Source organism: Lentisphaera profundi (genome assembly GCF_028728065.1).
Classification (GTDB): Bacteria; Verrucomicrobiota; Lentisphaeria; order Lentisphaerales; family Lentisphaeraceae; genus Lentisphaera; species Lentisphaera profundi.
The window spans coordinates 92,193-118,627 of the sequence record NZ_CP117811.1 but is presented as its reverse complement, the minus strand read 5'-3'; the positions used below and the strand labels follow the sequence as shown (position 1 = coordinate 118,627).

Sequence of the window (26,435 nt, the reverse complement as noted above, 5' to 3'; positions counted from 1 at the left end):
ATTATTTATTGTCAACAAATAGCCTTTCTTGACAGTCATTAAGAAAACTTCAGCAAAAAGGAACTCAAAATGAAAGTCTTTCTCCTCCTACTACTTAGCTCCGTTCAGCTATATTCCGCAAATCCTAACATCGTCTTCATTCTCGCCGATGACATGGGCGTGGGCGACCTCTCTTGCCTCAACGAAAATTCTAAAATCCAGACTCCTGCCATTGATTCTCTAGCGAGCGAAGGCCGCATTTTCACTGATGCTCATTCAGGTTCCTCTGTTTGTACCCCAACTCGCTATGGCTTACTCACTGGCCGCTATTCATGGCGTACTCAACTCAAGGAGCGGGTTCTCAATTCCTACTCTCCCTGCCTTATTCCTAAAGATCGCGATACCGTAGCTTCTTTACTCAAACGTCACGACTATAAAACGGCTATTATTGGTAAATGGCACCTTGGCCTCGACTGGACTCCCAAAGCAGGGAAAAATAAAATATCTTCAGAAGAAGATGTCGACTTTAGCAAAGCCATCACACACGGGCCGCTCGATCTAGGCTTCGATTACTGGTATGGCCCCGCGGCTTCTTGGGATATGGCTCCTTACGCCTTCATCAAAAACCGCATGCTTGATTCATCAAAACTGATCCCAACAAACCCTAAAACTGAGCATTATCCACGTCCTCAAGAATATTTGGATGCACAAGCAAAAGGCCTCAAAGGCAATGAGCTCAATAACATCATGAAAAACTATCCTAAAGCCGCTTGGAGAAAAGGGCTCATGGCAGAAGGCTTAAAAGCCACTGATGCGATGCCGATGATTACCAATGCGGCCGTCGACTACATCAAGCAACAAAACAGTGATCAAGCCTTCTTTCTCTATATGCCTCTCACTGCGCCTCACACACCCGTAACGCCCAGTGAAAAATGGCGAGGTAAAAGTAAGGCAGGATCGTATGGCGATTTTTGTCTCGAAGTAGACTGGAGCGTCGGTCAAGTTATTAAAGCTCTCAAGGCCAAAGGTCTTTTCGAAAATACCTTAGTGATTTTTACCGCCGATAACGGCTCTTCACTGAAGGCTCTCCCAGAAGTTCAACAAAAGCAATTCGATCATCAAACAAGTTACATCTACAGTGGCTACAAAGGTCGCACACTAGAAGGCGGCCACCGCGTCCCTTTCATCGCCTCGTGGCCCAAGGAACTTAAAGCGGGTAGTAGCTGTGATTCCCCTATCTCACTCAATGATCTCTACGCTACCTGCGCCGATTTACTCGGGGAAAATATTAATGCGAACACCGCAGAAGATAGCATCTCAATCCTTCCCCAACTGAAAGGAAAAGAAACGAACATTACAGAACGCATTTTCGTTCACCAAAGCTTCCCAGGCGACCTAGCAATACGTATCGGCAAGTGGAAACTTTCCTACCTCAATACACCCAATAAAACCGCTCTAATTAATCTCGCAGATGATATCAAGGAAGAAAATAACCTCATCAAAAGCAATCCAGAAAAAGCTGCGCAGCTCAGGAAAATATTTGCTAAGGTTATTCGCGAAGGGCGCGTCAGCCCTGGTGTAGCTCAAAAAAATGATGGCCCCTCAAGCTGGGAACAAATTAAATGGATCGAGGACATCAAAGAATGAGAAAAGCCCCCGTGACAGCGGATAAATTCCGTCTTCGCATCTCGGGAGTAAAATCGTTCGTTTTTGCTGAATTCGAACTCTCTGAAACTGTTAAATAAATAAGGAATATTACTATGAAACTATCGATCCTCACACTTTTTATCTTTACTTCACTTTTTGCCTATGGCGAAAAAAACTTATTCAAAGATCCCGAATTTAAAGATCCCAAAAAGAGCTGGCATTTGAGTAAACGGGCTGAGTACAAAAATATTACTCCTAGCTATAAAAGAGGCGTTTTTCACATTGTCACCGTCTCTTCATCTTCTGGTCAATACCTCTCCTTACTCACTCCTGTGGATCTCGAAGTTGGACAAACTTATGAAATAAGAATGGACCTCAGTGCCAAAGGTGAAGGGGCAATAGCTCTCTACTATGGTGCATATGGCGACGAGGAAAAATCAAAAGGAAAAAAACGAGATAAAAAGAAAAGTGAGGAAAAAAACGAAGGCCTAGGCCTCAAGGAAAGCATTACTGATTTTACCGCTGAATTCAAAACCTACACTTATCATTTTACCGTCTTGGAGAGGAGACGCTCTGGTGATCGCCAAAGCTCTGTCCGTATCAACTTAGGAGATTATATGGGGGATTTTAAGATTAAAAATCTCTCACTCACAAAGTCAGATCAAGCCCTTGAAAAACCTGTGGAAAGGAAAAAGTGAAAAAACCTAAGAAAATTTAGTACTTCCTGTCAAAATCTTGCTTTCACGACAGTTAGAAGCTTAAATTAATACAAGGCCAATTATTATGAAAAAACATTTATTCAGTCTGATCGAACTACTGGTAGTGGTCGCCATCATCGGTATCCTTGCTTCTTTACTTTTACCTACTCTCAAGTCTGCCCGTGAAACTGCCAAGCAAGCCCAATGCATGAGTGGCATCCGCAATTTAAACACAGCCATGACGATGTTTAGAGATGATTATGACGGCTACATAGCTCACACTTGGTTTAACGATAACCGCTTTCAAAATACTGATTGGAATATTGGCGTCGATCAATACTTTGGTGGGAGTGCCCCTATAGAAAGTTATGGCCAAGCTCAGTTTGGTAACAAAGGTGCATCCCCCGGCTGGTGGGCTTGCCCTACCACAATCGAAAATACGGGGAATTATTACACTGTTGATTATGGGATTTCTGCTGGTGGACCTGACCGATCATGGATGGGTTACAAAGCAACTGTAGTGTCTAAGCCTTCTGATGAAATCTTATTATCTGATGTCTTTCACATGAATGGCCGTATAACTGAAGGAAGAAGCCTCTTGCGCACAGGACACAGCTATGATCTACAAACTTCAGGTGCGTCAGGCAATGACTTCAAACATGGTCGTACATCCTCTAACTATGCCTTTATTGATGGTCACGTTGAATCCATCAAATGGCTCCCCGAAGGCGCTTTTGTGGGGCAGTTCATGCAGTCATTGTATGCTCTACCTACAAATAACTTAGGTAGCGGCAACCACGGTAGCCCCACTTATACGCCGTAAATCAGGATTGCTTATTATAAAGCTTTCGATTCACCATAAATATCAGATCTCTATTTTGGGTTCTATCTTGAATCAAGACTTTGTGTGCTTGCGATACCTCCCACAAAAGTGGTCGATATCAAAGAATTACTTCATTTTACAGAGATCTGATATTTATGATTAACCGACTTACTCTTTTCAGAACGCGTCTCACAGTCAATAGTTAACAGTAAAACTAATCAAATGTTACAAGTATTTTCAAACAAACTAGGACATCTCTATTTATTCTTAGACATGAATTCTAATGACGATTATTAATGCGAATATTGAAAAAAATACTAAGTGCTGTCAACAATACCTAAGTGTCAGCAGTTATACTAAAAAACATAAGGACTAGACATGAACAGACTTTTTCTCACACTCATCACTTTTTGCCTCTTTTCTTTTGCGGAAAACGCAAAACCCAATGTGATTTTCATTCTTGCCGATGACATGGGCTTTGGCGGCATTCACGCTAATGGCACCAAATATCTCGAAACCCCTCACCTTGATAACTTAGTTGCTGGGGGAATGAATTTCACCAAGGGCATCTCTAACTACCCTACTTGTAAGCCTAGCCGTGCTGCGATTATTAGCGGTCTCTATGGTTCACGTACCCATGTCTTCCGCGTTTCAAATAAACACAAAGGAAGCGAAGAACTCATTCGCTGGAAGGTTCCCGAATGCCTCGAACTCAAAGCAGAAACCTTCAATCTCGGTCGGGCCATGAAAAATGCGGGTTACGCAACGGCTTCCTACGGGAAATGGCATGTTTCCAATCAAAACAAATCCGAATCTCATCCCATGGCTTTTGGCTTTGACGATGCCATTGTCAGCTCAGGGGCTCACTACAAATTCACTGCAATTCCTCCAGTTGATTGTCCCGATGATGTCAGTTCTACCGAGTTTTTCACTGATAAAGCTATTGAGTTTATGGATAAATCAGTAAAAGAAGAAAAGTCCTTTTTTCTTTTCCTTCCTTTCTTTCTCGTTCACGGCCCGATGGATTGTCGTGCTGACTACATAGCTCACTTCAAAGAGAAACTCAAAGATATTCCCCAAGAGAAAAAAGACGGTAAAGAACTACATGTGATTGCCGCTATGACCAAGCTTCTTGATGATTGTGTCGGCAAGCTCAACAACAAAGTCAAAGAGCTTGGTATCGAAGATAATACTCTCATCATTTTCACTTCCGACAATGGTTCCTATCATGCTAATCTTAATGGCGGTCTACGTGAAAAGAAAGGTCAGGTCTATGAAGGTGGAATGCGCGTCCCTTATATCTTTAAATGGCCAAGTAAAATCAAAGCCGGCTCCGTTTCTAATGAACGTATCTGCGGCTTAGATATTCTTCCCACTCTTTGCGAACTTAGCAAAAGTGAAGCGCCCAAACTCGATGGCGTCTCTCTACTGCCCCTTCTTAGCGGCATAACTCAAGAACTCGATCCACGTAATATCTTTTGTTTTTATCCGAAATACGCACGCTTTAACAAGAAGACAAAAACTTGGGGCGATTCATGGCGCAATGTGATTTACTCAGGCGACTATAAGCTCATAGACTTCTCTGAATACGACAGAGTCGAACTCTTTGATCTTCACAATGACGAGAAAGAAACCAAGGACATAAGCCCTGTTCAGCCAGAAAAAGCACAAGAATTGAAAAAAACTCTAGCGCTTTGGTTAAAGGATACCAAGGCACCAAAACTCACTCCTAATAAAGGATTTTCACTCAAATGAAACGATTACTTATATTAGCACTCTGCCTCTCCGCTTATTTGAGTGCCGGAGAAATCAGCAAAGGCAAACAAATCTTCAAAAAGGATTTTGATAAAATATCCGATGTAAGTAAATCATCCGTTAAATTCAACAAGGAGACTCAATACAAAGTTGCCGACGGCAAGCTCCATGCTATTCCTCCTATCATTGCTTACACCGGAACTGGAAAAGAGAGTAAGTGGGCCAAGAGTTCTTTCTCTCGAGTTAATTTTCCCAATCTTCCCAAAGACTATATTTGTGAATTCAAGCTTATGATTAATGAGCCGGCTGATGCGAAATCCGCAAAGAAGAGTCGAGCCTACTTCGATATGGGCCACCGTTGTATACGCCTGACCTTAACTAGTGAAAACTCACTTCTGGTTCTCGAAAACCACCTCACAAAAGGCGAAGCAAAACAAATCTCTGAAAATACTTCTTTCAAACTCGAGTATAATAAGTGGTACACTGTGCAGGCTTGGGTGAAAGCTGATCAAGCGCAATTTCTCATCAATGGCACAAAGTTTTCTGTCACTGATCCACTCATCAAAGGCGAACGCTCCAATACCTTTAATATCGACATCAGTGGTGCCGGCTATCAGCTCGATAATTTCGCTGTTTGGGAAATCAAATAAGGGACATTCATTGCTTCTGTTCGGCATCGGTCTATATTTCGAAAAATAATTATCGGAATATCATGAAATACTTTTTATTTATTGTCGCTTTTGCGCTTAGCGCAATAGCTTCTGAGCAGCGCATTATCTGCTTAGGTGATAGTCTCACGGCAAGCTATGGCGTGCAAGAAGATGAGGCTTGGCCGGCACTTCTACAAAAGCAACTCAACAAAGAACATACTAATTATAAAGTGATCAATGCTGGCACCAGTGGTGCAACTTCTGCTGGTGGGCTACGCAAGCTTCCCTAGCTCTTTAAAAAGAATGTAGATGTACTTATCGTGACCTTAGGTGCAAACGATGATCTCATACTCAAGTTCTGGAAGACCATCTGTGAAAATGATGTTTTTCATATTAGATAGTTTTTACAGCAAACTTCGAAGGACCATGTTTTCTAGATTAAGAGATCTTATTTGGATTCACATACTTATCGAGATTATCAATTTTAAAAGGTATTTTAATAATTATATTATCAACCTGTTCAGAATTTAAGATCACATGCTCACGATAGAAGTCTACTTCTATGTACCTACTTGCTTTAATAAGTTTTATATCACTTTCTAAGCATCTAAATTTTTCGGACAACTCATTATCCTTCATAATAGAAGAATTTAAATCATTATTTTCAGGCTTGAACAAAATCAAAAGAAGGGCGTAAGTAGTGATAAAAAATAAAGCAAAAAACCAAGAATCAAACTTGGTGATATCAAGAAAACCTTCATCCGCCAAATGACTACTAAGCCATATAATTACATACCATGACAATATTAGAAACATCGGTCTAAGAAGCAAATACTTTAAAATAAAATAAATGATCCCCTTTCTCTGTGAGCCCTGTATTTTTTCATTTAAAGTTGATCGATTGAAAATCAGGTCATAAAAGGTGTCGCGGGCCATAGGGTTGTGCTGCTCATTTTTGAGCATGACATCAGTATTTCGTCTGCGATTACTCGATGTTAGCTTTCTATTCATTACGGATTCCTCTATCAGGACTTTTCCAAGTCGCGACTTTTCCCTTTGGTTTTAATAGCGCTTTCGGAAAGCTAACAACGGTAACAGACATGTTAACTATCCAGTAAGCTAAGGGATAGAGTACTAACCAAGGAATATTTTTATACTGTGATTTTTCATAGCGGTTATCCAAGATTAAACCCGTACTAAATTGTACTAAGCAAATTAAAGACAAAAGCCCTAGTAATTCTGGCTTAAATAGAGTGCTCGCTGATCCTTCACATATGGTGATTATAATCGTAAATAAAAATGCATAACACCAAAATACTGAGCAGCTATACTCCAAATACAAAATCCACATTTTGTACGATCTGAATGAAAAAATATCCTTCCAATATTTTAATAAAACTTCATTGCCCCCCTGTGACCAGCGCAAACGCTGGCTCCAAATCCCCTTAAGGGTTTCAGGGACTAATATCCAGCATAGCGCCCTCGGTTCAAACTGAACGCCCCAACCTTTTAATTGTAATTTCCACGTTATATCAATATCTTCAGTTACCATGTCATTTGACCACATACCTACGTCCACTACAGCTCGTTTCCTAAATAATGCCACTACGCCAGATACCGTATAGACGACTCCAAAAAGTCTTTGAGTTCTCTTTATCATTCCAATAATACTGGAAAATTCACCCACTTGTATTTTCGCCAAAATCGAAATTCTATTTCGAACTTTTGGATTACCAGTTACTGCCCCTAAATCTGGATGTCTCACTAAATGCCACAATAAGTATTGCGGCGCCCATTTATCTAGAACCGCATCGGCATCAATTCCCAAGAGGTATTCATATCTGGCTACTTTAGCGGCTATAGTCATACCCGCACCCTTGCCTTGGTTAGTTTTTAAATTGACAATTCTAATATTACTTTCGGGAAATTTTTGTTGAAGTTCAATCATTTTATCTAGTGTACTATCTTGGCTACAGTCATTAATGAGAATAACTTCATACTGCTCTAGCTCTAAAACCATTAACCTTAAAACCGTCTCTTCTATGCAATCTTCTTCATTGTGGCATGGTACAAGTATAGACAAACCAGGAATAGCTCCCTTGGCAAAAGGGGGAAACATTATTTCTTCTTTTACAAAAAACCTAAAAATCAAACTCCCAAAGATCCACACAATCGCCATCATCATGGGATACACAAACACAAATATAGAGATATACTCCATCATTTTTTAAAATATCCTTTCATTGGAAAAACCTTATTAGACAAGCATTTATATTCCTTGTCCGATGCTATATATTTCACTCCTAAACTCAAGCTCTTAAGAAGCCTTGATTCATTATCGCTAAAAAATATTTTTTTCTTCAAGAGCTCACTTTTTTGATCTAGTTCACTTTCATCATAACAGAGTTGGTAGTCACAATCCCCTCCGGCACCAATAACAATCCCTTTCGGTCGATAATATTTAAATGCTAAAACCTCTTCTGGTAGAGGAAGATAATCTTTGAAGACTAAGCCGTCTAAATCAAGCAATTGTGCTAGGTCACTTATTTTTGCTCGATCATTTTTGGAAAGAGAAATCAATACACTCATATTTCTCATATTTAACGCTCTACAGCTATGACTTAAAAATTGTAAATCTCCGGGCACGTAGTCCAAAACTACATAGCTAGGCTTTAATTTAAACATTGATTCTACAAAAGAATCCAAGTGCAACTTTCTCCATGCTAAGTCATTTTTATTGAAGTTAGAAAAATAGAAAGTTTTGCGATAATCCATATAGAATTTAGTTTGCATTAACAGTGCAAATCCTGCTCCGTTGGGGTTATTCACGATAAGTTTTCGCTTGGTATGATCAGGCTGATTCGATAAATTCTCGCCTTTATTTAGAGTATAATGATAGGCTAAACCAAGTTCCTTCGCTGTTTCAACTGCAAGTCGATTATATTTGCCATAAGGCCACACCATAATCCTCGGTTTAAGCCCTAGTTCCCTTTCAATAAAATCTATGTTTTCTTGTAAGTCATTTTTTAATCTTCGGTGGTATTCATCAAAAGTTTCAAAGCGATCTTCTAAGCCTAAATATTGTCTAGTAGGTAGGGATGCAGCGGTATTTTTATAGCGGTTCAATTGTACCGCTTTATGCATATTATGACTATGGCAAGAGATTTCTACTAAAGGGGATTTTGCGACTCGTTTTAATTTTTCTAGACTAATAATTTTAGGATAAAGTTTTTCTTTACCTCGGGGTGCTTTAGGTGCTTGCTGTATCCAACTACTTACAATGGCAAAAACTGCAGGGACTCGATAAAGCTCTAAAATGGGAAGAATATTATCGTGAAAACTCTCATAACCATCATCAAATGTCATCAGTACGGCCTTTGACGGAAGATTTTTTAATCCCTTATTAGCATCAATTACATCCTGAAAACTTATAAAGTTATATTCATGTCGGAGCAAATACTCAATTTGATCTACTAGACTTTCCAAATCGACCGCATAAGGATCTCCGTCAACTCTTAAGGGAACATCATGATAACAAAGAGAAATATACTCATTTTTTTCCCAACTTGCATCGGCTAAGGGAAGCATCTGTCCGTAGCTAATTAAGCCGAGGAAGTAGATTAGTAAGCGACAGATCAAAATCTCCACTCCATTTCAAAATAAGCACCAATATTATCTTCTTTATCACCATAAAAAATGCTATTATCCCAAGTCATAGACCATAGAAATTTCAATTTTTTATTAACATTTAACTCTTGCTGATAGCGAATAAAAGAGACCTCGCCCCCCTCATAATTTCTTTCTTCTTTATAACCTAAGCCGAAATATAATCTGTCACTAAATGAATAATCATACCTTCTATACCACAAATGAGAAACATTCGGAATGACATATCCTAAAACATAATCATTGGGGCTATAATAAAGCTCTGATTGCTCTTTTTTACGGTCAATATAAGCTAAGTCTGTATCTATATTAAATTGCCATCGATGATATACTTTAATTAGATTATGGCTTCTCAGTGAATAAGAACTACGATGATTACCATCATTTTGCGCGATGTATTCCATCTTCAATGCCACATCAAAAGTTTCATCCTGTCTATATTTAACTTGTACATAGCTTTCATTCCCTTGCAGTTCATTTATTAAAGGTACCTTCTCAGAAATGCTATCATAACCAGCAGCAAGGAACCAATGATCTGTACCGGCTTCCATATGTGATCCAAAACCTACTTTATCGTGATTGAAATAAGATAAATATAGTTCTCCTTTAATTCCGGGTACATATAGACCTCGCCAGCCAAATTTCTCGAAAAAACGATCTTTCCCTTCGGTTATAGAAGATTGAGAGTTACTTCTAGAATTGTAATAATCATTACCTTTTTTCCACCAAGCATGTTCTATGAATATCCTATCAATACCCACCTCTCGATCAAACCAATCAACGGGAGCACTTAAACTAAGTCTATAGAAGTCCTCTAAGCTAGTTTCGAATTTAAAGATATTCATATCATCTACTGATTGATTTTCTTTTTGAGTTTTCAGCAAAATTGACTCGGGATAATAACTTAATAACTCATCCGTGTGAGCTCTCGCCTCTCGCTTAAATCCCAAGTTATCTAAAGCCATGTTAATACCATTTTGCGTTTGGATGGAATTGATATGATTGCCGTGTTTAATAATAGAAAATGACTCAAGTGCTTTCGTCGGATGACCGCGCCACAAACTAAGGTAGGCTTTAGAAAATTGGACCATATCATTTGCAGGCATCAAGTCATGCAAATCTTCTATAATAGATTCAGCCTCTTCAAACCTTCCTTGGTACATATACCACCAAGCATAATTTAATCTTATCGACACCCAATGATAATTATTTACTAATAGGCCTCTTTCTTCCCGCAAGCCTCCTATATAGGAGTTAATATCTTCCAATACACCAAAGGCCTCTTCAAAGTGTTCCATGTCAATAAAACACGCGAAAATCGACATCTGCAAATTGAAACTCTGTGGATAATCCTTTGCATACAATTGATGTTTAGATTCCAATTCTCTATATATAAGTAGCGCATCTTCTGGTTTTTTACTCGCTAAAAGGGCATCTGCCTCAGCCTCTTGAAGCCAAAAGGGAAACTCTTTAACTACCTCATCTAGTAACTGCTTTTCCTGTAAGACTTTATTCATCAATGATTTTTTCCGATATAGCATGATCAAATCAAATTTTGCGCGCTGCTTTAAAATGGAATCCTGTGAGTGACTATTCTTTAATAGCAACTTCTCTGCTTCTTCAGAATCATTCCATTTAATATATTTCACCGCCTGATTACCATAAAAACGTTGATCTAAGTCTTCCTGTAAACTATACTTTTCAATCAATTTTTGAGCGGGAGTCAAGGCACCTAAGTCGATGAGTAAGTGTACATACTGCACCTGAATATATTTCCACTTAGGTCTCTCTCGTAATATCTCTTGATACAAGTTTAAGGCCTCTGTATGTTGTTTTAGTATATGGAGTGTCTCTGCTTTAAATGCTCGTCCATCAATATCATTTGGCCTTATCGATAAATGTCTATTGATCTGCACTAATGCCTTAAGGTATTGTTTGTTTTTAAACAAAATTTTGGCAGATTTAAAGTCTGCATCATTAAGGATTAATGATGCACTAATATTAAAACTAAACGACATGCATAAGTAGATAAAAAACCTCATTGCTCATTTGCCTTAATGAGCCGCTGTTACCTGATTAGGTATTAGACAATCACTCTTGGAAAATAAAAACGCATCCAAATGTTGACGAAAAAATTTGGGCGCTACTGGTTTATTGAAATAACAAATCCCATTCGCAAGTAAATAGTGCATCTCATTTATCGACATTTTTTTGAATGATAATACCGCAAGTTTTACCAGGGGCTTTTTTTCTAAAATTTGATCACAAATATCGAAGCCATCAATTTTAGGCATCATTAAATCTGTAATACACATATCAACTTCATTTTCTAAAACGTACTTAAGTCCCAATTCCGGACAATTAAACGTAATTAAATTTATATCTGTATGTACTAAAAATGCCTTAACCAAGACTGTAATTAAACGGTCATCATCAATTAAAACAATTGTTTTTACTCTATTAGACGTAACGCCGTAACTCATGATAAAAATCCTATTCATTATAAATAATAACTGCCTACACACTAAAAAACTACATATTAACAAGCAAAAAACTCTTTTTTGATTTTACATATAAGAATATTGTAGTATGAAAAAATTTTCCTGTAGCCTAAGAAACAACGAAATTTCAAGCGCGCTACATGCATTAATCATTTCTTAACAAAAAATCTCAAAACTAATAATAACTATTTTTATACGCCGACGTTATTGCTATAAACAAACACTCTTATTTGGTACTAAAGAACACAATTTCTTATAAGGATCCCAGATTATTCACAGATCGTAAACCTTGGTTCTGTAGTTGATATGAATGTCATCCTTTTATTCTAGCATGCCACTCATTAGCACTATATATACAGTGCTTATTTGCCATTTTGAGAAGAACTTCTCTTGAAAAGGGTTCTATTTTATAGCGCTATTTTTCCCAATTATATCTCTACACAAGACAAAAAAATACTACTCACACATAATAATTAAGGATTTCATAGATGGGAATATGGGAATATGGGAATATGGGAATATGGGAATATGGGAATATGGGAATATGGGAATAAAATTTATCTTGATCCATAAAACTATTGTCTTAGCTTCATCTCGGCCTATATTTTTTCATTATGATTAAAAAAATTATTCCTCACCTAACTTTATTTTTTGCTTTTGCTCTTTCAGCTCTAAGCTCTGAGCAGCGCATTATCTGCTTAGGCGATAGCCTCACTGCAGGCTATGGCGTCCAAGAAAGTGAGGCTTGGCCCGCTCTTCTACAAAAGCAACTCAACAAAGAACATACTGACTCCAAGGTGATCAATGCTGGCACGAGTGGTGCAACTTCTGCTGGTGGCCTACGCAAGCTTCCCTGGCTCTTTAAAAAGAAGGTAGATGTACTCATTATTGCCCTAGGTGCAAACGATGGCCTTCGTGGCCTCAGCACTGAAGTACTGGAAGAAAATCTACAAAAAATCATTACTTCCGCTAAAAAGAAAAACCCTTCCATTCGCATCATTCTAGCGGGCATGAAAATGCCCCCCAACATGGGCAAAGAATACACCAGTAAATTTGAAGCCCTTTACCCTCGCTTAGCAAAAAAGAATGATATTGAATTACTCCCCTTCATGCTCGAAGGCGTTGCGGGTCACCCGAAAATGAATTTAGCCGATGGCATTCATCCCAATTCCGAGGGACATAAAATTATCTCCAATTTAATATGGAAAGTGCTCATCAAGAAAGATTTATAAGCCCAATGTCAGATAACATTACTGAATATTGTCTCATCTACAAATCAATATCGATCCCTAATTTAGTGATTCAACTGAGTTGAATCACGCGTGATTTTAATGTTCACGGGAGCTAATCACACACTTCATTTATCTTAGGCTCACATGTAAGGAGTCTCCTTAACAACTACACAAGAAAACCTTATAAAAAACAATATTTACCGAAGTTTTACACCTACGGCAATAGAAAAACCTCATCTAAGTATGTAGTACACGCTTTCAGCGTGCCGAGCTTATCGCAACAAATAAGCCACCACCTTATATACACACGCTATTCTTTTAAAAGGATTACATCTACGAATAATCTAACAGCCTCATCCGCCCCTACGCCAGTATATTTATTTCTATATAACAGACTCAATCGCCCCTACGGCAGTAGTGTGAGCACAAAAAAAAGCGTATATCAAATGATATACGCTCTAGAATGTTTCCGGTCTTAGCCGAACTGCCTATAAATAGGCAGCAAAAAAAAAGGCTGGCAACGACCTGCTCTCCCACAGTCTTAACTGCAGTACCATCGGCGCTGGAGGTCTTAACTACCGAGTTCGGGATGGGATCGGGTGTGGCTCCTCCGCTGTGGTTACCAGCCGGAAAATGTTGGGAAGAAAACTTAGTGTGGAAAGATTAAGATCGCAAACTCGACTTAACTCGAATTTGTGTGTGTGCTTATTGTCTTTTTTACTGAGCATTTGAGTGCTAAGTAAAAAAGAGGTGGACAAGCCTCACGGCTGATTAGTACTGGTCAACTGAACATATTGCTATGCTTACATCTCCAGCCTATCAAACAGGTAGTCTTCCTGTAGCCTTTAGAGGATAAATCCTGGGATATCTCATCTTTAGGGGGGCTTGGCGCTTAGATGCTTTCAGCGCTTATCCTTTCGCGACGTAGCTACCCAGCAATGCACCTGGCGGTACAACTGGAACACCAGAGGTCACTCATTCCCGGTCCTCTCGTACTAGGGAATGCTCCTATCAAATATCCTGCGCCCGCAGAGGATAAGGACCGAACTGTCTCACGACGTTCTGAACCCAGCTCGCGTACCACTTTAACCGGCGAACAGCCGGACCCTTGGGACCTTCTTCAGCCCCAGGATGTGATGAGCCGACATCGAGGTGCCAAACCGCACCGTCGCTATGGACGCTTGGGTGCGATAAGCCTGTTATCCCCAGAGTACCTTTTATCCGATGAGCAACGGCGATACCACTTTCCACCGCTGGATCACTAGGTCCTGCTTTCGCAACTGCTCCACCTGTCGGTGTTACAGTAAAGCCTACTTCTACCCTTACGCTCTACGTATGATTGCCGACCATACTGAGTAGACCTTCGAGCTCCTCCGTTACTTTTTAGGAGGAAACCGCCCCAGTCAAACTGACCCTCTGAAACTGTCCCCCATCCGGATTCACGGACGTGGGGTTAGATGCCCAGACAGATAAGGGTGGTATTTCACTGACGACTCACTTACGCCTGACGACGTAAGTTCACAGTCTCCCACTTATGCTACACATATCTGCCCGAACAACAATATCAGATTACAGTAAAGGTTCATGGGGTCTTTCCGTCCATCTGCGGGTATCCGGCATTTTCACCGGAACTACAATTTCACCGAGATCCACGTTGAGACAGTGTCTGGATCGTTACACGATTCGTGCAGGTCGGAACTTACCCGACAAGGAATTTCGCTACCTTAGGACCGTTATAGTTACGGCCGACATTCACCAGGGCTTCATTTCGAAGCTTTGCCCGAAGGCTAACCTCTCCATTTGACCTTTTGGCATTGGTCACGTGTCACACCCTATACTTCCTCTTTCGAGTTTGCAGAGTGCTATGTTTTTGCTAAACAGTCGCCCAGACCTCTTAACTGCGGCCCCCCTGAGGGGGCACCCCTTCTCCCGAAGTTACGGGGCTAATTTGCCGAGTTCCTTAACGTGGTTTCTCTCGCGCACCTTAGTCTACTCGACTTTCCTACCTGTGTCGGTTTTAGTACGGATAATTAAGCATCAAACGCTTAGAAGCTTTTCTTGGCGGCATGGTTCCATGCAAAGCGTTTCTACCCGAAGGTTTCTTCGCCCCGTAACAGTTGGTTCTTATGTAAAGCGGATTTTCCTACTCTACGAATTGCCTGCTTGGTATGAGATATCCAACACTCATTTGCACTTTCCTTCCGCGTCCCTTCATCACTACACTTAACTAGTACAGGAATATTAACCTGTTGTCCATCGACTACGCCGTTGGGCCTCGCCTTAGGGTCCGACTAACCCTGGGGGGACGAACCTTGCCCAGGAAACCTTCGGATTTCGGTGACTGGGATTCACACCCAGTTTTTCGTTACTTATGTCTGCATTCTCACTTCTATGCGGTCCACCTGTTGTTTCCATCAAGCTTCACTCCTGCATAGAACGCTCTCCTACCCCCAGCAAGCTGGGTCGCGTCTTCGGCAATGGGCTTTAGTCCCGATTATTTTCGGCGCAGAATCACTCGATCAGTGAGCTATTACGCACTCTTTAAATGGTGGCTGCCTCTAAGCCAACATCCTGATTGTCCAAGCAACTCCACATCCTTAATTCCACTTAGCCCATCTTGGGGGCCTTAGACGGCGATCTGGGCTGTTTCCCTTTTGACTATGCGGCTTGTCCCACATAGTCTGACTCCTGAGCTCATAAATTTACGGTATTCGGAGTTTGATATTTGTTGGTACCCCGGTAAGGGCCCGCGAAAAATCAGTAGCTCTACCCCCGTAAAGAAGCACTCAAGGCTAGCCCTAAAGCTATTTCGGAGAGAACCAGCTATCACTGAGTTTGATTGGCCTTTCACCCCTATCCACAAGTCATCCAAACGTTTTTCAGCACGTATTGGTTCGGTCCTCCACCCGATGTTACTCGGGCTTCAACCTGCTCATGGATAGATCACTCAGTTTCGGGTCTACTGCATACGACTTGAATCGCACTATTCGTACTCGCTTTCGCTTCGGCTCCGTTTAATAACTTAACCTTGCCGTATACAGTAAGTCGCAGACTCATTATGCAAAAGGCATGCGGTACATCATATAAAGATGACCCACACTTTGTAGATGTATGATTTCAGGTTCTATTTCACTCCCCTTACGGGGTTCTTTTCGCCTTTCCCTCACGGTACTGGTTCACTATCGGTCACTAACGAGTATTTAGCCTTGGAAGGTGGCCCTCCCTGATTCAGACCGGGTTTCACGTGTCCGGCCCTACTTGGGATACCCGCTATATATTAAAGAAATTTCGCTTACGGGACTATCACCCTCTGTGGTTTGTTTTTCCAAACTATTCAGCTATCTCTTCAATACAATATTGCAGGTCCCGCAACCCCTAAAAGCAAGCTCTTAGGTTTAGGCTCTTGCGCGTTCGCTCGCCGCTACTAGCGCAATCTCGGTTGATTTCTTTTCCTCTAGGTACTGAGATGTTTCACTTCCCTAGGTTCGCTTCTCTGACCTATTTATTCAGTCAGAGATAACTGGACATAACTCCAGTTGGGTTTCCCCATTCGGATACCCCCGGATCAAAGCTCTTTTGCAGCTCCCCGAGGCATTTCGCAGCTTAACGCGTCCTTCATCGCCTGTTAGTGCCAAGGCATCCATCATACACCCTTACTAGCTTGTCCACCAAAAATCTTAAAAAATTAACATTTTCGGCGACACACCTATTTCTTACTAAGTCGTTCTATCTTGTATTCTTTGGTTTGCGATCTTGGTATAAATTGTTTCTTACTTTATACTTTGACTCTTTCATTCTATTGTTTTCTTCCTTTCAAGGATCTATATCGAAGACTGAGCGCTGTCGCTCGGTCCAATATTTGAATTATATGATAGTAACGGGGTAATAAGTCATGTAAAAAGCACTCATGTTATAGAACCGAAGTTCTAAATAGAGGTTAGTCTTTTTTCATTCCTTAAAAAGGAGGTGATCCAGCCGCTGGTTCCCCAACGGCTACCTTGTTACGACTTCATCCCAGTCACTAAGCCCACCTTCGGCGTCTGCCTCCTGCAAGCAGGTTGGCGCAACGACTTCGGGTGAACTCAGCTCCCATGATGTGACGGGCGGTGTGTACAAGGCCCGGGAACGTATTCAATGAGCCGTAGCTGATGCCCATTTACTAGCGATTCCATCTTCATGGAGTCGAGTTGCAGACTCCAATCCGTACTGAGACCGGTTTTGGGGATTCGCTTCCTATCGCTAGGTTGCTGCCCTTTGTACCGGCCATTGTAGCACGTGTGCAGCCCCGGGTGTAAGGGCCATACTGACTTGACGTCGTCCACACCTTCCTCCCGCTTAACACGGGCAGTCCCCTTAAAGTTCTCAGCATTACCTGTTAGCAAGTAAGGGTATGGGTTGCGCTCGTTGCCGGACTTAACCGAACACTTCACAGCACGAGCTGACGACAGCCATGCAGCACCTGTTTTCGCGCCCCGAAGGGAATTCGGCTTTCACCGAACGTCGCTCAATGTCAAACCCGGGTAAGGTTCTTCGCGTTGCCTCGAATTAAGCCACATGCTCCACCGCTTGTGCGGGCCCCCGTCAATTCCTTTGAGTTTTAGTCTTGCGACCGTACTTCCCAGGCGGTACACTTATCGCGTTAGCTTAGACACTGATCCGACTAACCAGACCAACATCGAGTGTACAACGTTTACTGCTAAGACTACAAGGGTATCTAATCCTTTTCGCTACCTTAGCCTTCGTCCATGAGTGTCAGTATTGTGCCAGTAAGCTGCCTTCGCCTTTGGTCTTCCTTGTGATATCTACGCATTCCACCGCTACACCACAAATTCCGCTTACCTCTCACATACTCTAGTTTACCAGTTTCAAATGCAGGTTCAGTGTTGAGCACTGAAATTTCACATCTGACTTAGTTAACCACCTGCGGACCCTTTACGCCCAGTAATTCCGAATAATGCTCGCCACCTACGTATTACCGCGGCTGCTGGCACGTAGTTAGCCGTGGCTTCCTCTGGGGGTACCATCATCGTTTTTCCCCCCTGACAGATCTTTACAACCCGAAGGCCGTCTTCGATCACGCGGCATTGCTCCGTCACGCTTGCGCGCATTGCGGAAGATTCTCGACTGCAGCCTCCCGCAGGAGTCTGGGCAGTGTCTCAGTCCCAGTGTGGGTGATCGTCCTCTCAGACCACCTAGCCGTCATAGTCTTGGTAAGCCGTTACCTTACCAACTAACATAATGGCACGCGAACTCATCCCCAAGCGTTTCCTTTAGATATTAGATCATGCGACCTTATATCCACATCCGGTTTTAGCAGTCGTTTCCAACTGTTGTTCCAAACTTGGGGGCAGATTATTCACGCGTTACTCACCCTTTCGCTACTTTCCTCTAACCGAAGTTAGATTCTCGTTCAACTTGCATGCCTAATCCATGCCGCCAGCATTCATTCTGAGCCAGGATCAAACTCTCCAATCAATTTGATTGTGTTTGATTCTGACTTATTACTTTTTTTATTCTATTGAGTTTTCTCTCTCGAAAAAATTAACTCTTAAATCATAAATGATTTAGGAGCCCGTTACTATCATATAATTCAACTATCAAAAATCTTCGTTTTTTTACTCTCAACTAGCTCGCTTTCGGCCCGGTTGTTTGCCCGTCGTTTCTGACGAGGCCTTAGAATATCCTCAGTTCGTTTTTCTGCAATGCCCTTTGCTATCTTTTATTTACTTTTTATACGGATTCTCTAGCAAGCAACTGCTCTATACCACACCTAAGCGCTTCTAGGCAGCCACTTACAGCTTTTTAAGCTTGAGAGATCTTTTTTCGAAATATACGCTCTCAAGCTGCATTCCTGCTCAAAAGGATCAATGCCCAGCTGGAATGCGAGTGATACTCCCTTCGAAAATAGGGTTTCCTGTTGCGAGATCTTAGCCCTACTGTGGATTTTGACTCCACTCTTTATCTCGCCTCGATCTATACTCGGACACAGCGCAAGCAGGATATAACTGTGTTTATTAGGTCATGATGGCATGCATTAATAATTATCCACGGACCTTAAGTCAAGCATTGCTCCCTATATCAATATATATAAGATGTCTCTTCAGCGGTATAATGGTTAATATTTATTCGTTCGCTTTCACTACAAAGAAAAAGAGAGAACCAAAAGGCTCTCTCTTTGATCACAACGATTGCTTCAACTAAGAATTAAAGCGTGTGTTTGCGGCATCCCAGTCAACGACATTCCAAAAAGCGTCAATAAAAGCAGGGCGACGATTCTGATACTGTAGGTAATAAGCATGCTCCCATACATCTAAGGTTAAGATAGGTTTAGCTCCAGTCATTAGCGGTGTATCCTCGTTACCTGTAGAACTCACCTCAAGTTTACCATTATTATTACTGAGCCATGCCCAACCACTGCCAAACTGTGTTGCTGCCGCGGCATTAAAGCTTGTACGAAAAGCATCGTAAGAACCAAAATCTCTAATGATTGCTTCTGCTAATGAACCTGTAGGTTCACCTCCGCCTCTTGGAGAAAGGCTTTCCCAGTAGAGTTGATGATTATAATGTTGACCGGCAAGTTTTTTCACCGCTGCACGTTTTGCTTCTGGAACTACTGAAAGATCTGAGACTAGAGAGGTCAAATCTTTATTAATGAGCTCGGTGTTTTCCAATGCCGCATTGAGCTTCGAAACGTAACCCGCATGATGTTTGGTGAAATGTATCTCGAGAACACTACGATCTAGATGTGGGGCTAGATCATCAAAACCATAGGGAAGATCTCTTTGAATAAATGACATAATAGTACCTCTAATTTTAAATTAATATTGCTGCAATTAATTTATGCCTATGCCCCTCACACAACAAATTTTTTAAATTGAATTCGCTATATTTAATCAAAATATAATCTATGCTGAAGCTAACACTATAGATACAGCTTGTTTCATTGCCTTTTATCGACGTATACTCCATCGCTCATTATAATTATTGCATCGGACACTTGATCTATTATTAGATCGCTCCAATTTATCTCATATTAGATAACTACCCTATGGAGGAATGTTTAGATGGATGAATTAATTATAGACCCCGCAGATATACCTAAAGAAGAAAAAACCAACGCCATGGTTTGTCACCTTCTCGCCTTGTTAAATTTTGCAGGTATCCCTTTTGGCGGAATCATTGGGCCCGCTATTTTTTGGGTAATAAAAAAAGATGAATCTCCCTTTGTCGATGAGTGCGGGAAAGAAGCTATCAATTTCCAAATAACAATGCTCATTTATTCAGTAATAAGTATCGTCTTATGTCTGTTATTGATCGGCTATTTAATGCTCTTTGCCATACTCATTGTAGATATAGTCTGTATCATCAAAGCTGCGAATGCCGCAAACAGAGGCGTGCTTTATAAATATCCATGGACCATCCGTTTGATTAAGTAAACTTGGACCCTAAACATATCATGATAGCACAAGCCGCAGTAAGTCTCATTCTTTGTGATGACAAGATCCTTATACTCAAGCGCTCCATCAATGATATAGACCCTTGGTCAGGTCACCTGTCCTTACCTGGTGGTAAAATTGACCCCGAAGATAGCTCCCCTCTTGCTGCTGCAATCAGGGAGACCCGTGAAGAGTGTGACTTCGCCTTAGATCAACACAGTGATTACGAAGAACTTCCAATGCTTTCGGCTGGCGGGACTGTTGGACACCCCATGTGGGTTCAGCCCTACTTTTTCGAACTTGAGCATGAACCGCAAATTACTTTAGATCTTCGTGAGCACTATGAATACTACTGGGTATCATTAGATTATTTGCGGAAGCCGCAATTTCATCTAAAGAAGCAAAAATCAAAGAACTATCCTGATTTAGATTTTACCTGCATTGATATAGAAGGGACTGACCTTTGGGGCTTCACGTATCAGCTCATCATGTCACATTTCCAAATATCAATTGACTAATAAGCTTACCAATCTAGTAAATCTTCATCATTGCTTAGCTTAAAAAGTTGCATTTCAATGATTTTTTCTTTAAGCATTTTACGCTTTTGAATCATTTTTTGCATCTCTTGTATTTCATTTGCCAAGTCTTTCATTTCCATATGATACGTTTTCAACTTTAAATCAAAAAGTATACTGAGATGCCCAGCTAATTTCTGTTGCATCTCTTGCTTTTCTTCTTTATTGCTTGTGTAGCGAATCAACTCTCCCATCAAGTAGGATTGAATCTCCATCAATTCAATTTTAAGCTCTATACTTTCATGTTCGTCTTCACTATTTTCTTTGATGCTAAGGTAGAGCTCTTCTATTTCTTCAATAAATTCTTCGTGTTCGTCTTCACTTAGGCGCTGCTTAAGTTTTTGTGCAAATCCAAAGTGTTTACTCAAAAACTGTTTAAACTCTTCTTCATCAAATTCATCTTCGTCATCTTCGTCATCTTCGTCATCTTCGTCATCTTCGTCGTGTTCGTCATCTTCGTCATCTTCGTCGTGTTCGTCATCTTCTTCAAAAACAATTCCAACTCTTGTAGAATTACATTTTGTACTATTCGCAAAAAGCATGCCACTAGCTGTAAACAGCAACATAAACAAGATAAATAATTTATTCATTTCTAACTCCTCTTAACTATTAATTTTACTTTTCAATTTATTTAAACGCAAACGAGTGCCTGCCATTTTTTCAGCCAAATTTGCTGATTTACTTTTTTTCCTAGCTTGAAATCTAACTTTTACTTTATCTTTACGAACTCTCTTATTTGCACTACGTCGGGTTTCAAACTCTCTCTCGAACTTCACCAAATCCTGATGGGAATATTGCTCTTTGATTACTTCTTGAGAATGATTAGGTGGGTTTACATCTGTTTTTGGATTTACTAGTAAAAAAGTGCCCAGTACGACCGCCGCATAGGCCGGTAATATGAAGCGACTTCTTTTCATACTTGGCTGTTTTTTCAATGCCGATCTCAGCGCTAATTGCTGATCATTATTCAAGCGAAAATCTTCTTTATTCATGATTTCTCTCCTTTAAATTGGGGCTTTAGAAGTTTAAGCGCTTTTTGCATACGCCAAAGCACTGTCCCCAGTGGTGTCCCCATTTGCTCAGATATCTCACGAAAATTCATCTCTTCGTAAACCCTTAATTTTACCGTTTCACGAAGTAGTTCAGGTAGTGCTTCAAGACAGTGCTGAATATTTTCTTTTTGTTGGAATTGAATCATTTGATGATCTGGTGACTTTTCACTACAGCTTAAATTTTCATTCAATTCTGCAAACTCATATTTTTGTTTTCGGATATGATCAAGAAACTTGTTGCGACCCACGCGAAAAAGCCACGAACGTAAACTTTTTCCCACTATCAGAACTGGAGGTTTGCTAAGCAATTTTAAATAACTTTCTTGGCAAATATCCTTACTGAGTTCAATATCACCACTAAGGCAATATATATACGCAATCATAGCTTCTTGATGCAGAACGATTAATTCGCTTAAAGCTCCTTCATCTCCCTGCTTAAGTTGGCTCAGTAAGGCTGATTCATTACTGGGACTTCCTTTAAACTCATTTTTGCTATTGATTGATTCACTGAATTTAGACTCTTTTCATTTGCTTGATATTGTTAAAACGCAAATTTTAAAAGTTTTATTGGTGATTCTCTAAAATATTTAATAAAAAAATGAACTCTACATAGAATAACTCTATGTCCACTAGGCTTTAAGCCTTAAGGCCTAGTGCTTCTTTTCGGATAATTCATCCGCTGCATTTAGAATGGCGTGCATATCCACCTTGGAATGGCACTGCATTGCCTTTTCTATTTCTTCTTTGGATGAAAAGTGAGATGCGAGAAGACTAATGAGTTCTAATTGACTCTCCGGATCATCTAGAGGTGTGATAATCAGAGCAATTATATGAGCTTTACCATCGTCAAAGCAATCAAAATTTGCTCCCTCTTTATGGATGCCTATTGCTAGCACTGGCTTTTTGACCAAGTCAGTACGGCAATGAGGGACAGCTAGGCCTTTTTCAAGTCCCGTCGACATCAGTTGCTCTCGGTTAATTATACTTTGGATAAGGTCGGCCTGAACTTGATGATCTAACTTAAGGCCAAGAACAATATCCTTAATGACGTGGGAAGGTGATTGATGAGAAAGATCTGCCACGAAAGCACCACGCCCAAAGCTCGTTGCTGCAGAAGTTTTTGAACGTCTTCTTAGACTAATTTTCATTAAAGCACCAGAAGTCATCGATGTGAATAATGCTAAAATGACCACTGCCACAAAAATAGTATCGTTAATGACTCCAGCCTCTAAAGCGATGATAGCTAAAATAATTTCCATCACTCCACGAGCATTCATTCCCCAAGCCAAGGCCCAGGATTCTCTTTTACTCATGCGGCAAAATTTAGCTCCAATATAACTACCGAAGATTTTTGTTACGGAACCCACCACTAATAAAATCACGACTGCAAAAATATCGAAATGAGTCAGGAAATTAACTTTTAAACCTATGGTCGCAAAAAATATGGGGGTTAGAATGAATGAAATGAATTTTTCCATATACTCTTCAGTTTGGTGACGTAAGTGAGGGCTATCGCCAAGAGCTACACCAAAAAGGAAACTACCAAAAATTCCATGTACGCCAATCCATTCAGCAACTCCAGCAGAGAGTAAAGCTCCCGTTAGTACAAAGCCCATAACTCCACCTGGCCAGGAGGCATGAGCTTGGACACGTGGGATCAGTGCCAGAATTATTTTCCTGCCTACAGTGAGCATAAGTACTCCTGCTACCACAATTCCAACGATTGTCTCCCAAGGAAAACCACCTGAATTATCGCTCATTAAACTGAGCACAATCGCAAAAATCATCCAACCAGTCAGGTCATTAAAAATGGCGGCTGCAATTATGGTGACACCTAGGTCAGTTTTTATGAGCTTAAGGTCCATGAGAATTTTTGTTATTACTGGGAGAGCCGATATGGCTAGGGCGGTTGCCATAAACAAGGCTGTCACTAGTGTTTTTTCCTGAGTATCAAATGTTTTCGGAAAAAGGTAAACTAGCGCAAAGCCACCTATAAAGGGGACCACCATGCTACTAATGCCCACTATCGTGGCAGGTTTAGCCTGCTTTTTAAGGCATTTAAGATCCACTTCCATGCCTGCAATCAACATGAACAGAGTAATGGCTAGCATTCCAATGAACTCAAAAGTTACATAGAGAGGCCCAGACGATGGGAAAAGTGTGGCTTGTAAATCTGGGGCAATGTAGGCAAAGACTGTAGGCCCTAAAATTATACCCGCTGCGATTTCACCCAATATCGAAGGTTGACCAATTTTTTTACACATTTCACCAAAGATACGTGCCAAGCCAATAAGTAGGGCGAGGCTAAAGAAAAAGATCATGATTTGTTGGTGAGTAATTTCCTGCACGAGTGCACTCCTAATATTTTATCATTCCTAGAGACATAGGTATAAAATACTTGCCAATCCATTAAAAGATCAAATAAAATATAAAAAACTTTTCGGGTTTGATCCTTAAGACATATTTTAGGGTATGTCCTTAGGTACTAAAAGTCACTTATTAGCTAATTCAGGTGATCAAATGACTTTTGTGGAATATTCGTCAAAATTAGATTTCACTACAGTAAGTATATTTAAAAAAGATTCACTAAATATCTATATCCTGTAACAGCTCAGAGTAACAAGCAGTTTATCACATCGAAATCTCAACAATAATTTAAACGGGTACATGAATGATAAAACTAAAGCGATTACTGTTTATAAATCTAGCATTGATAAGCTATTCACTCTATGCAAAGGATATTGAAAAATCTTTGCCTACCGCAATTCCTGGTGCTGCTCACTTTATGAAGCAACACCCAAAATCGGATTTCAATGGTGATGGCATCCTCACCCATGCGGAAAAAGAAAAATATTGTATCGAGACTATTTCTGCTCAACTAGGAGGTGATTATACCTTTGAACGCCACATGGTTCCCATGAGAGACGGTGTCAAGCTTGCTACGGGTATTTTCGTCCCCAAGAACGCTGGACCTGCCCCCGTAATTCTCACTCGCACTGCTTACGGAATTTGGAGTGCAGCCTTTCATAATGCCCATCGATTTAAAGGACAAAACTTAGTCTTTATCTGTCAGGATCCGAGAGGAGATGGTGAATCTGAGGGCAAAGGTACATTCGATGCCAAGAGCTTTGATAATGAAATCGAAGATGGCTATGATGCGATTGACTGGATTTCGAAACAAGCTTTTTGTAATGGGAATGTGGGCATTATTGGTCAGAGTGGGCACGGATTCTGTGGCTATATGGCTTACTTAGCAAAACATCCTGCCTTGAAGACTGTTTCAACAAATGTTAGCGGCGGTAATGCTTATTTATATTGGACCTATCACAATGGCGTTCGTAGGGAAATGTATAACTGGCTGCAACAACGCAATACTCAGACACCTCAATGGCCAAAACCCACCATTACTCTCTTCAATAAAAACACTTACGCACAAACTATTAAAAAGGCTTCCATCAACAATCAAACTGCCTTTATTGCCAAAACAGGCTGGTACGACATTTTTGCGGAGTCTGCTTTAGACTATTTCGAGGCTTTTGCCGATAAGGGCAATTTATATATTCAAGTCGATGCCTCTGGCCATGGAAATATGGCTGGACGAAAACCACCCATGCGTGCTGTTCCCGCAAAATGGCAACTGCCGAAGCTCTCCAAGGCACTCACAGGCTCGGTAACAGAAAAATCAAAGATGATCTACTTCTTAATGGGTGATAGTACTGATCCAAATGCTCCAGGAAACGAATACAAAATGACAGAAGTCTGGCCTGTTCCCCATAAAAAAGTCTCTTATTATATGAAGAGTGATGGCTCTCTTAAGACAAGTTTACCCACAGTAAAAAATGCCGCTCTCAGTTTCAAATACGATCCTCGTAATCCTGTGCCTTCAATTGGCGGAGATGTTTTTATTCACACAGGTGTCGGGCCAAAAGATCAGAGACTTAACAAGGATCGCAAAGATATCCTGCGTTTCCGCTCTGATGTACTTCAAGCTCCTATGGAGATTACGGGTAAGGTTTTTGCTGAACTTTTTATTAAAACGGATGTCGAGGACACTACTTTCACCGCTAATCTTATAGATATTTATCCAGATGGCTACGAAGCCATTGTACGCGATTCGATTATTATGGGACGCTTCCATGAAGGTTTCGATAAGCAATCTAAACTTAAAAAAGACAAAGTATATAAATTGACGATGGATATGTGGAGTACCGCGATTGTCATTAACAAGGGGCACCGTTTAGCTGTACATATATCTAGTAGCAACAGTCCTAAGTACGAAGTGCATCCCAATAGTTACGAACCCGTAATGTCTTTTAATGAATCTCCTGTAGCAAACAACACGATCATGCTTTCAAAAAAATACCCCTCCAGAATTATTCTTCCTGTGGTAAAATAAAAATTAGAAAAAAAAGCCCGTCGAA

The 26,435-nt window shown here is 40.7% G+C and carries 20 protein-coding genes and 3 rRNA genes; 10 read left to right on the top strand and 13 right to left on the bottom strand.

What is annotated here, in order from left to right; all coding sequences use genetic code 11:
• The first annotated feature begins 69 nt into the window (after positions 1 to 69).
• From PQO03_RS00490 to PQO03_RS00465, 6 genes are all read left to right on the top strand, one after another.
• Positions 70 to 1,626: a sulfatase family protein gene (locus PQO03_RS00490; protein WP_274150507.1), complete on the top strand. Its 1,557-nt coding sequence runs from the start codon at positions 70 to 72 to the stop codon at positions 1,624 to 1,626.
• 113 nt (positions 1,627 to 1,739) lie between these two features.
• On the top strand, positions 1,740 to 2,324 hold the full coding sequence (locus PQO03_RS00485) for a hypothetical protein (protein ID WP_274150506.1): 585 nt from the start codon (positions 1,740 to 1,742) through the stop codon (positions 2,322 to 2,324).
• 85 nt (positions 2,325 to 2,409) lie between these two features.
• A complete protein-coding gene (locus PQO03_RS00480; protein WP_274150505.1) occupies positions 2,410 to 3,147 on the top strand; it encodes a type II secretion system protein in 738 nt (245 codons plus the stop codon).
• A 378-nt stretch (positions 3,148 to 3,525) separates the two neighbouring features.
• Positions 3,526 to 4,902: a sulfatase-like hydrolase/transferase gene (locus PQO03_RS00475; RefSeq protein ID WP_274150504.1), complete on the top strand. Its 1,377-nt coding sequence runs from the start codon at positions 3,526 to 3,528 to the stop codon at positions 4,900 to 4,902.
• The gene (locus PQO03_RS00470) at positions 4,899 to 5,552 is read left to right on the top strand and encodes a hypothetical protein (RefSeq protein WP_274150503.1); all 654 of its coding nucleotides are present in this window, start codon (positions 4,899 to 4,901) and stop codon (positions 5,550 to 5,552) included. The genes PQO03_RS00475 and PQO03_RS00470 overlap by 4 nt, the downstream gene beginning before the upstream one ends.
• Before the next feature lie 62 nt (positions 5,553 to 5,614).
• Positions 5,615 to 5,842 (top strand): GDSL-type esterase/lipase family protein, encoded by a 228-nt coding sequence (locus tag PQO03_RS00465; RefSeq protein ID WP_274150502.1) that lies wholly within the window; start codon positions 5,615 to 5,617, stop codon positions 5,840 to 5,842.
• A gap of 148 nt (positions 5,843 to 5,990) precedes the next feature.
• Here the strand turns inward: PQO03_RS00465 and PQO03_RS00460 are convergent, their stop codons facing one another.
• Genes PQO03_RS00460 through PQO03_RS00440 form a run of 5 tightly spaced genes read right to left on the bottom strand, consistent with a single transcriptional unit; the run spans position 5,991 to position 11,701 of the window.
• Positions 5,991 to 6,563: a hypothetical protein gene (locus PQO03_RS00460; protein WP_274150501.1), complete on the bottom strand. Its 573-nt coding sequence runs from the start codon at positions 6,561 to 6,563 to the stop codon at positions 5,991 to 5,993.
• Entirely contained in the window at positions 6,556 to 7,776 is a 1,221-nt protein-coding gene (gene pgaC / locus PQO03_RS00455) for a poly-beta-1,6-N-acetyl-D-glucosamine synthase (protein ID WP_274150500.1), read from the bottom strand. Before pgaC ends, PQO03_RS00460 begins: the two co-directional genes overlap by 8 nt.
• The gene (locus tag PQO03_RS00450) at positions 7,773 to 9,191 is read right to left on the bottom strand and encodes a polysaccharide deacetylase family protein (protein WP_274150499.1); all 1,419 of its coding nucleotides are present in this window, start codon (positions 9,189 to 9,191) and stop codon (positions 7,773 to 7,775) included. The genes pgaC and PQO03_RS00450 overlap by 4 nt, the downstream gene beginning before the upstream one ends.
• On the bottom strand, positions 9,188 to 11,260 hold the full coding sequence (locus PQO03_RS00445) for a PgaA family protein (RefSeq protein WP_274150498.1): 2,073 nt from the start codon (positions 11,258 to 11,260) through the stop codon (positions 9,188 to 9,190). Before PQO03_RS00445 ends, PQO03_RS00450 begins: the two co-directional genes overlap by 4 nt.
• Before the next feature lie 12 nt (positions 11,261 to 11,272).
• The gene (locus tag PQO03_RS00440; protein ID WP_274150497.1) at positions 11,273 to 11,701 is read right to left on the bottom strand and encodes a response regulator; all 429 of its coding nucleotides are present in this window, start codon (positions 11,699 to 11,701) and stop codon (positions 11,273 to 11,275) included.
• A 632-nt stretch (positions 11,702 to 12,333) separates the two neighbouring features.
• Here PQO03_RS00440 and PQO03_RS00435 point away from each other — a divergent pair.
• The gene (locus PQO03_RS00435) at positions 12,334 to 12,951 is read left to right on the top strand and encodes an arylesterase (protein ID WP_274150496.1); all 618 of its coding nucleotides are present in this window, start codon (positions 12,334 to 12,336) and stop codon (positions 12,949 to 12,951) included.
• Between the two features lie 512 nt (positions 12,952 to 13,463).
• Here PQO03_RS00435 and rrf read toward each other — a convergent pair.
• From rrf to PQO03_RS00415, 4 genes are all read right to left on the bottom strand, one after another.
• A 5S ribosomal RNA gene (rrf, locus tag PQO03_RS00430) occupies positions 13,464 to 13,578 on the bottom strand.
• Between the two features lie 123 nt (positions 13,579 to 13,701).
• Positions 13,702 to 16,618 (bottom strand): 23S ribosomal RNA (locus tag PQO03_RS00425).
• 292 nt (positions 16,619 to 16,910) lie between these two features.
• A 16S ribosomal RNA gene (locus PQO03_RS00420) occupies positions 16,911 to 18,426 on the bottom strand.
• The 16S, 23S and 5S rRNA genes sit together here, the layout of an rRNA operon.
• Positions 18,427 to 19,148: 722 nt before the next feature.
• Positions 19,149 to 19,748 (bottom strand): superoxide dismutase, encoded by a 600-nt coding sequence (locus PQO03_RS00415; RefSeq protein WP_274150495.1) that lies wholly within the window; start codon positions 19,746 to 19,748, stop codon positions 19,149 to 19,151.
• 267 nt (positions 19,749 to 20,015) lie between these two features.
• On the opposite strand from PQO03_RS00415, the gene PQO03_RS00410 reads away from it, so the two are divergent.
• Positions 20,016 to 20,387 carry a DUF4870 domain-containing protein gene (locus tag PQO03_RS00410; RefSeq protein ID WP_274150494.1) on the top strand — a complete coding sequence of 124 codons (372 nt, stop codon included), beginning with the start codon at positions 20,016 to 20,018 and terminating at the stop codon, positions 20,385 to 20,387.
• Between the two features lie 20 nt (positions 20,388 to 20,407).
• On the top strand, positions 20,408 to 20,905 hold the full coding sequence (locus tag PQO03_RS00405; RefSeq protein WP_274150493.1) for an NUDIX hydrolase: 498 nt from the start codon (positions 20,408 to 20,410) through the stop codon (positions 20,903 to 20,905).
• Positions 20,906 to 20,910: 5 nt separating this feature from the next.
• Here the strand turns inward: PQO03_RS00405 and PQO03_RS00400 are convergent, their stop codons facing one another.
• The 4 genes from PQO03_RS00400 to PQO03_RS00385 all read right to left on the bottom strand — a co-directional run bounded on the left by PQO03_RS00400 (position 20,911) and on the right by PQO03_RS00385 (position 24,362).
• Positions 20,911 to 21,552, bottom strand: coding sequence for a hypothetical protein (locus tag PQO03_RS00400; protein ID WP_274150492.1), 642 nt, complete (start codon positions 21,550 to 21,552; stop codon positions 20,911 to 20,913).
• Positions 21,553 to 21,564: 12 nt separating this feature from the next.
• The gene (locus tag PQO03_RS00395) at positions 21,565 to 21,954 is read right to left on the bottom strand and encodes a hypothetical protein (RefSeq protein WP_274150491.1); all 390 of its coding nucleotides are present in this window, start codon (positions 21,952 to 21,954) and stop codon (positions 21,565 to 21,567) included.
• Positions 21,951 to 22,463, bottom strand: a complete 513-nt coding sequence (locus PQO03_RS00390) for an RNA polymerase sigma factor (protein WP_274151848.1) — start codon at positions 22,461 to 22,463, stop codon at positions 21,951 to 21,953. The genes PQO03_RS00395 and PQO03_RS00390 overlap by 4 nt, the downstream gene beginning before the upstream one ends.
• 201 nt (positions 22,464 to 22,664) lie before the next feature.
• Complete coding sequence (locus PQO03_RS00385; RefSeq protein WP_274150490.1) at positions 22,665 to 24,362, bottom strand: cation:proton antiporter domain-containing protein; 1,698 nt, start codon at positions 24,360 to 24,362, stop codon at positions 22,665 to 22,667.
• A gap of 323 nt (positions 24,363 to 24,685) precedes the next feature.
• Here PQO03_RS00385 and PQO03_RS00380 point away from each other — a divergent pair, with 323 nt between their 5' ends.
• Complete coding sequence (locus PQO03_RS00380) at positions 24,686 to 26,410, top strand: CocE/NonD family hydrolase (RefSeq protein ID WP_274150489.1); 1,725 nt, start codon at positions 24,686 to 24,688, stop codon at positions 26,408 to 26,410.
• Positions 26,411 to 26,435 lie beyond the last annotated feature (25 nt).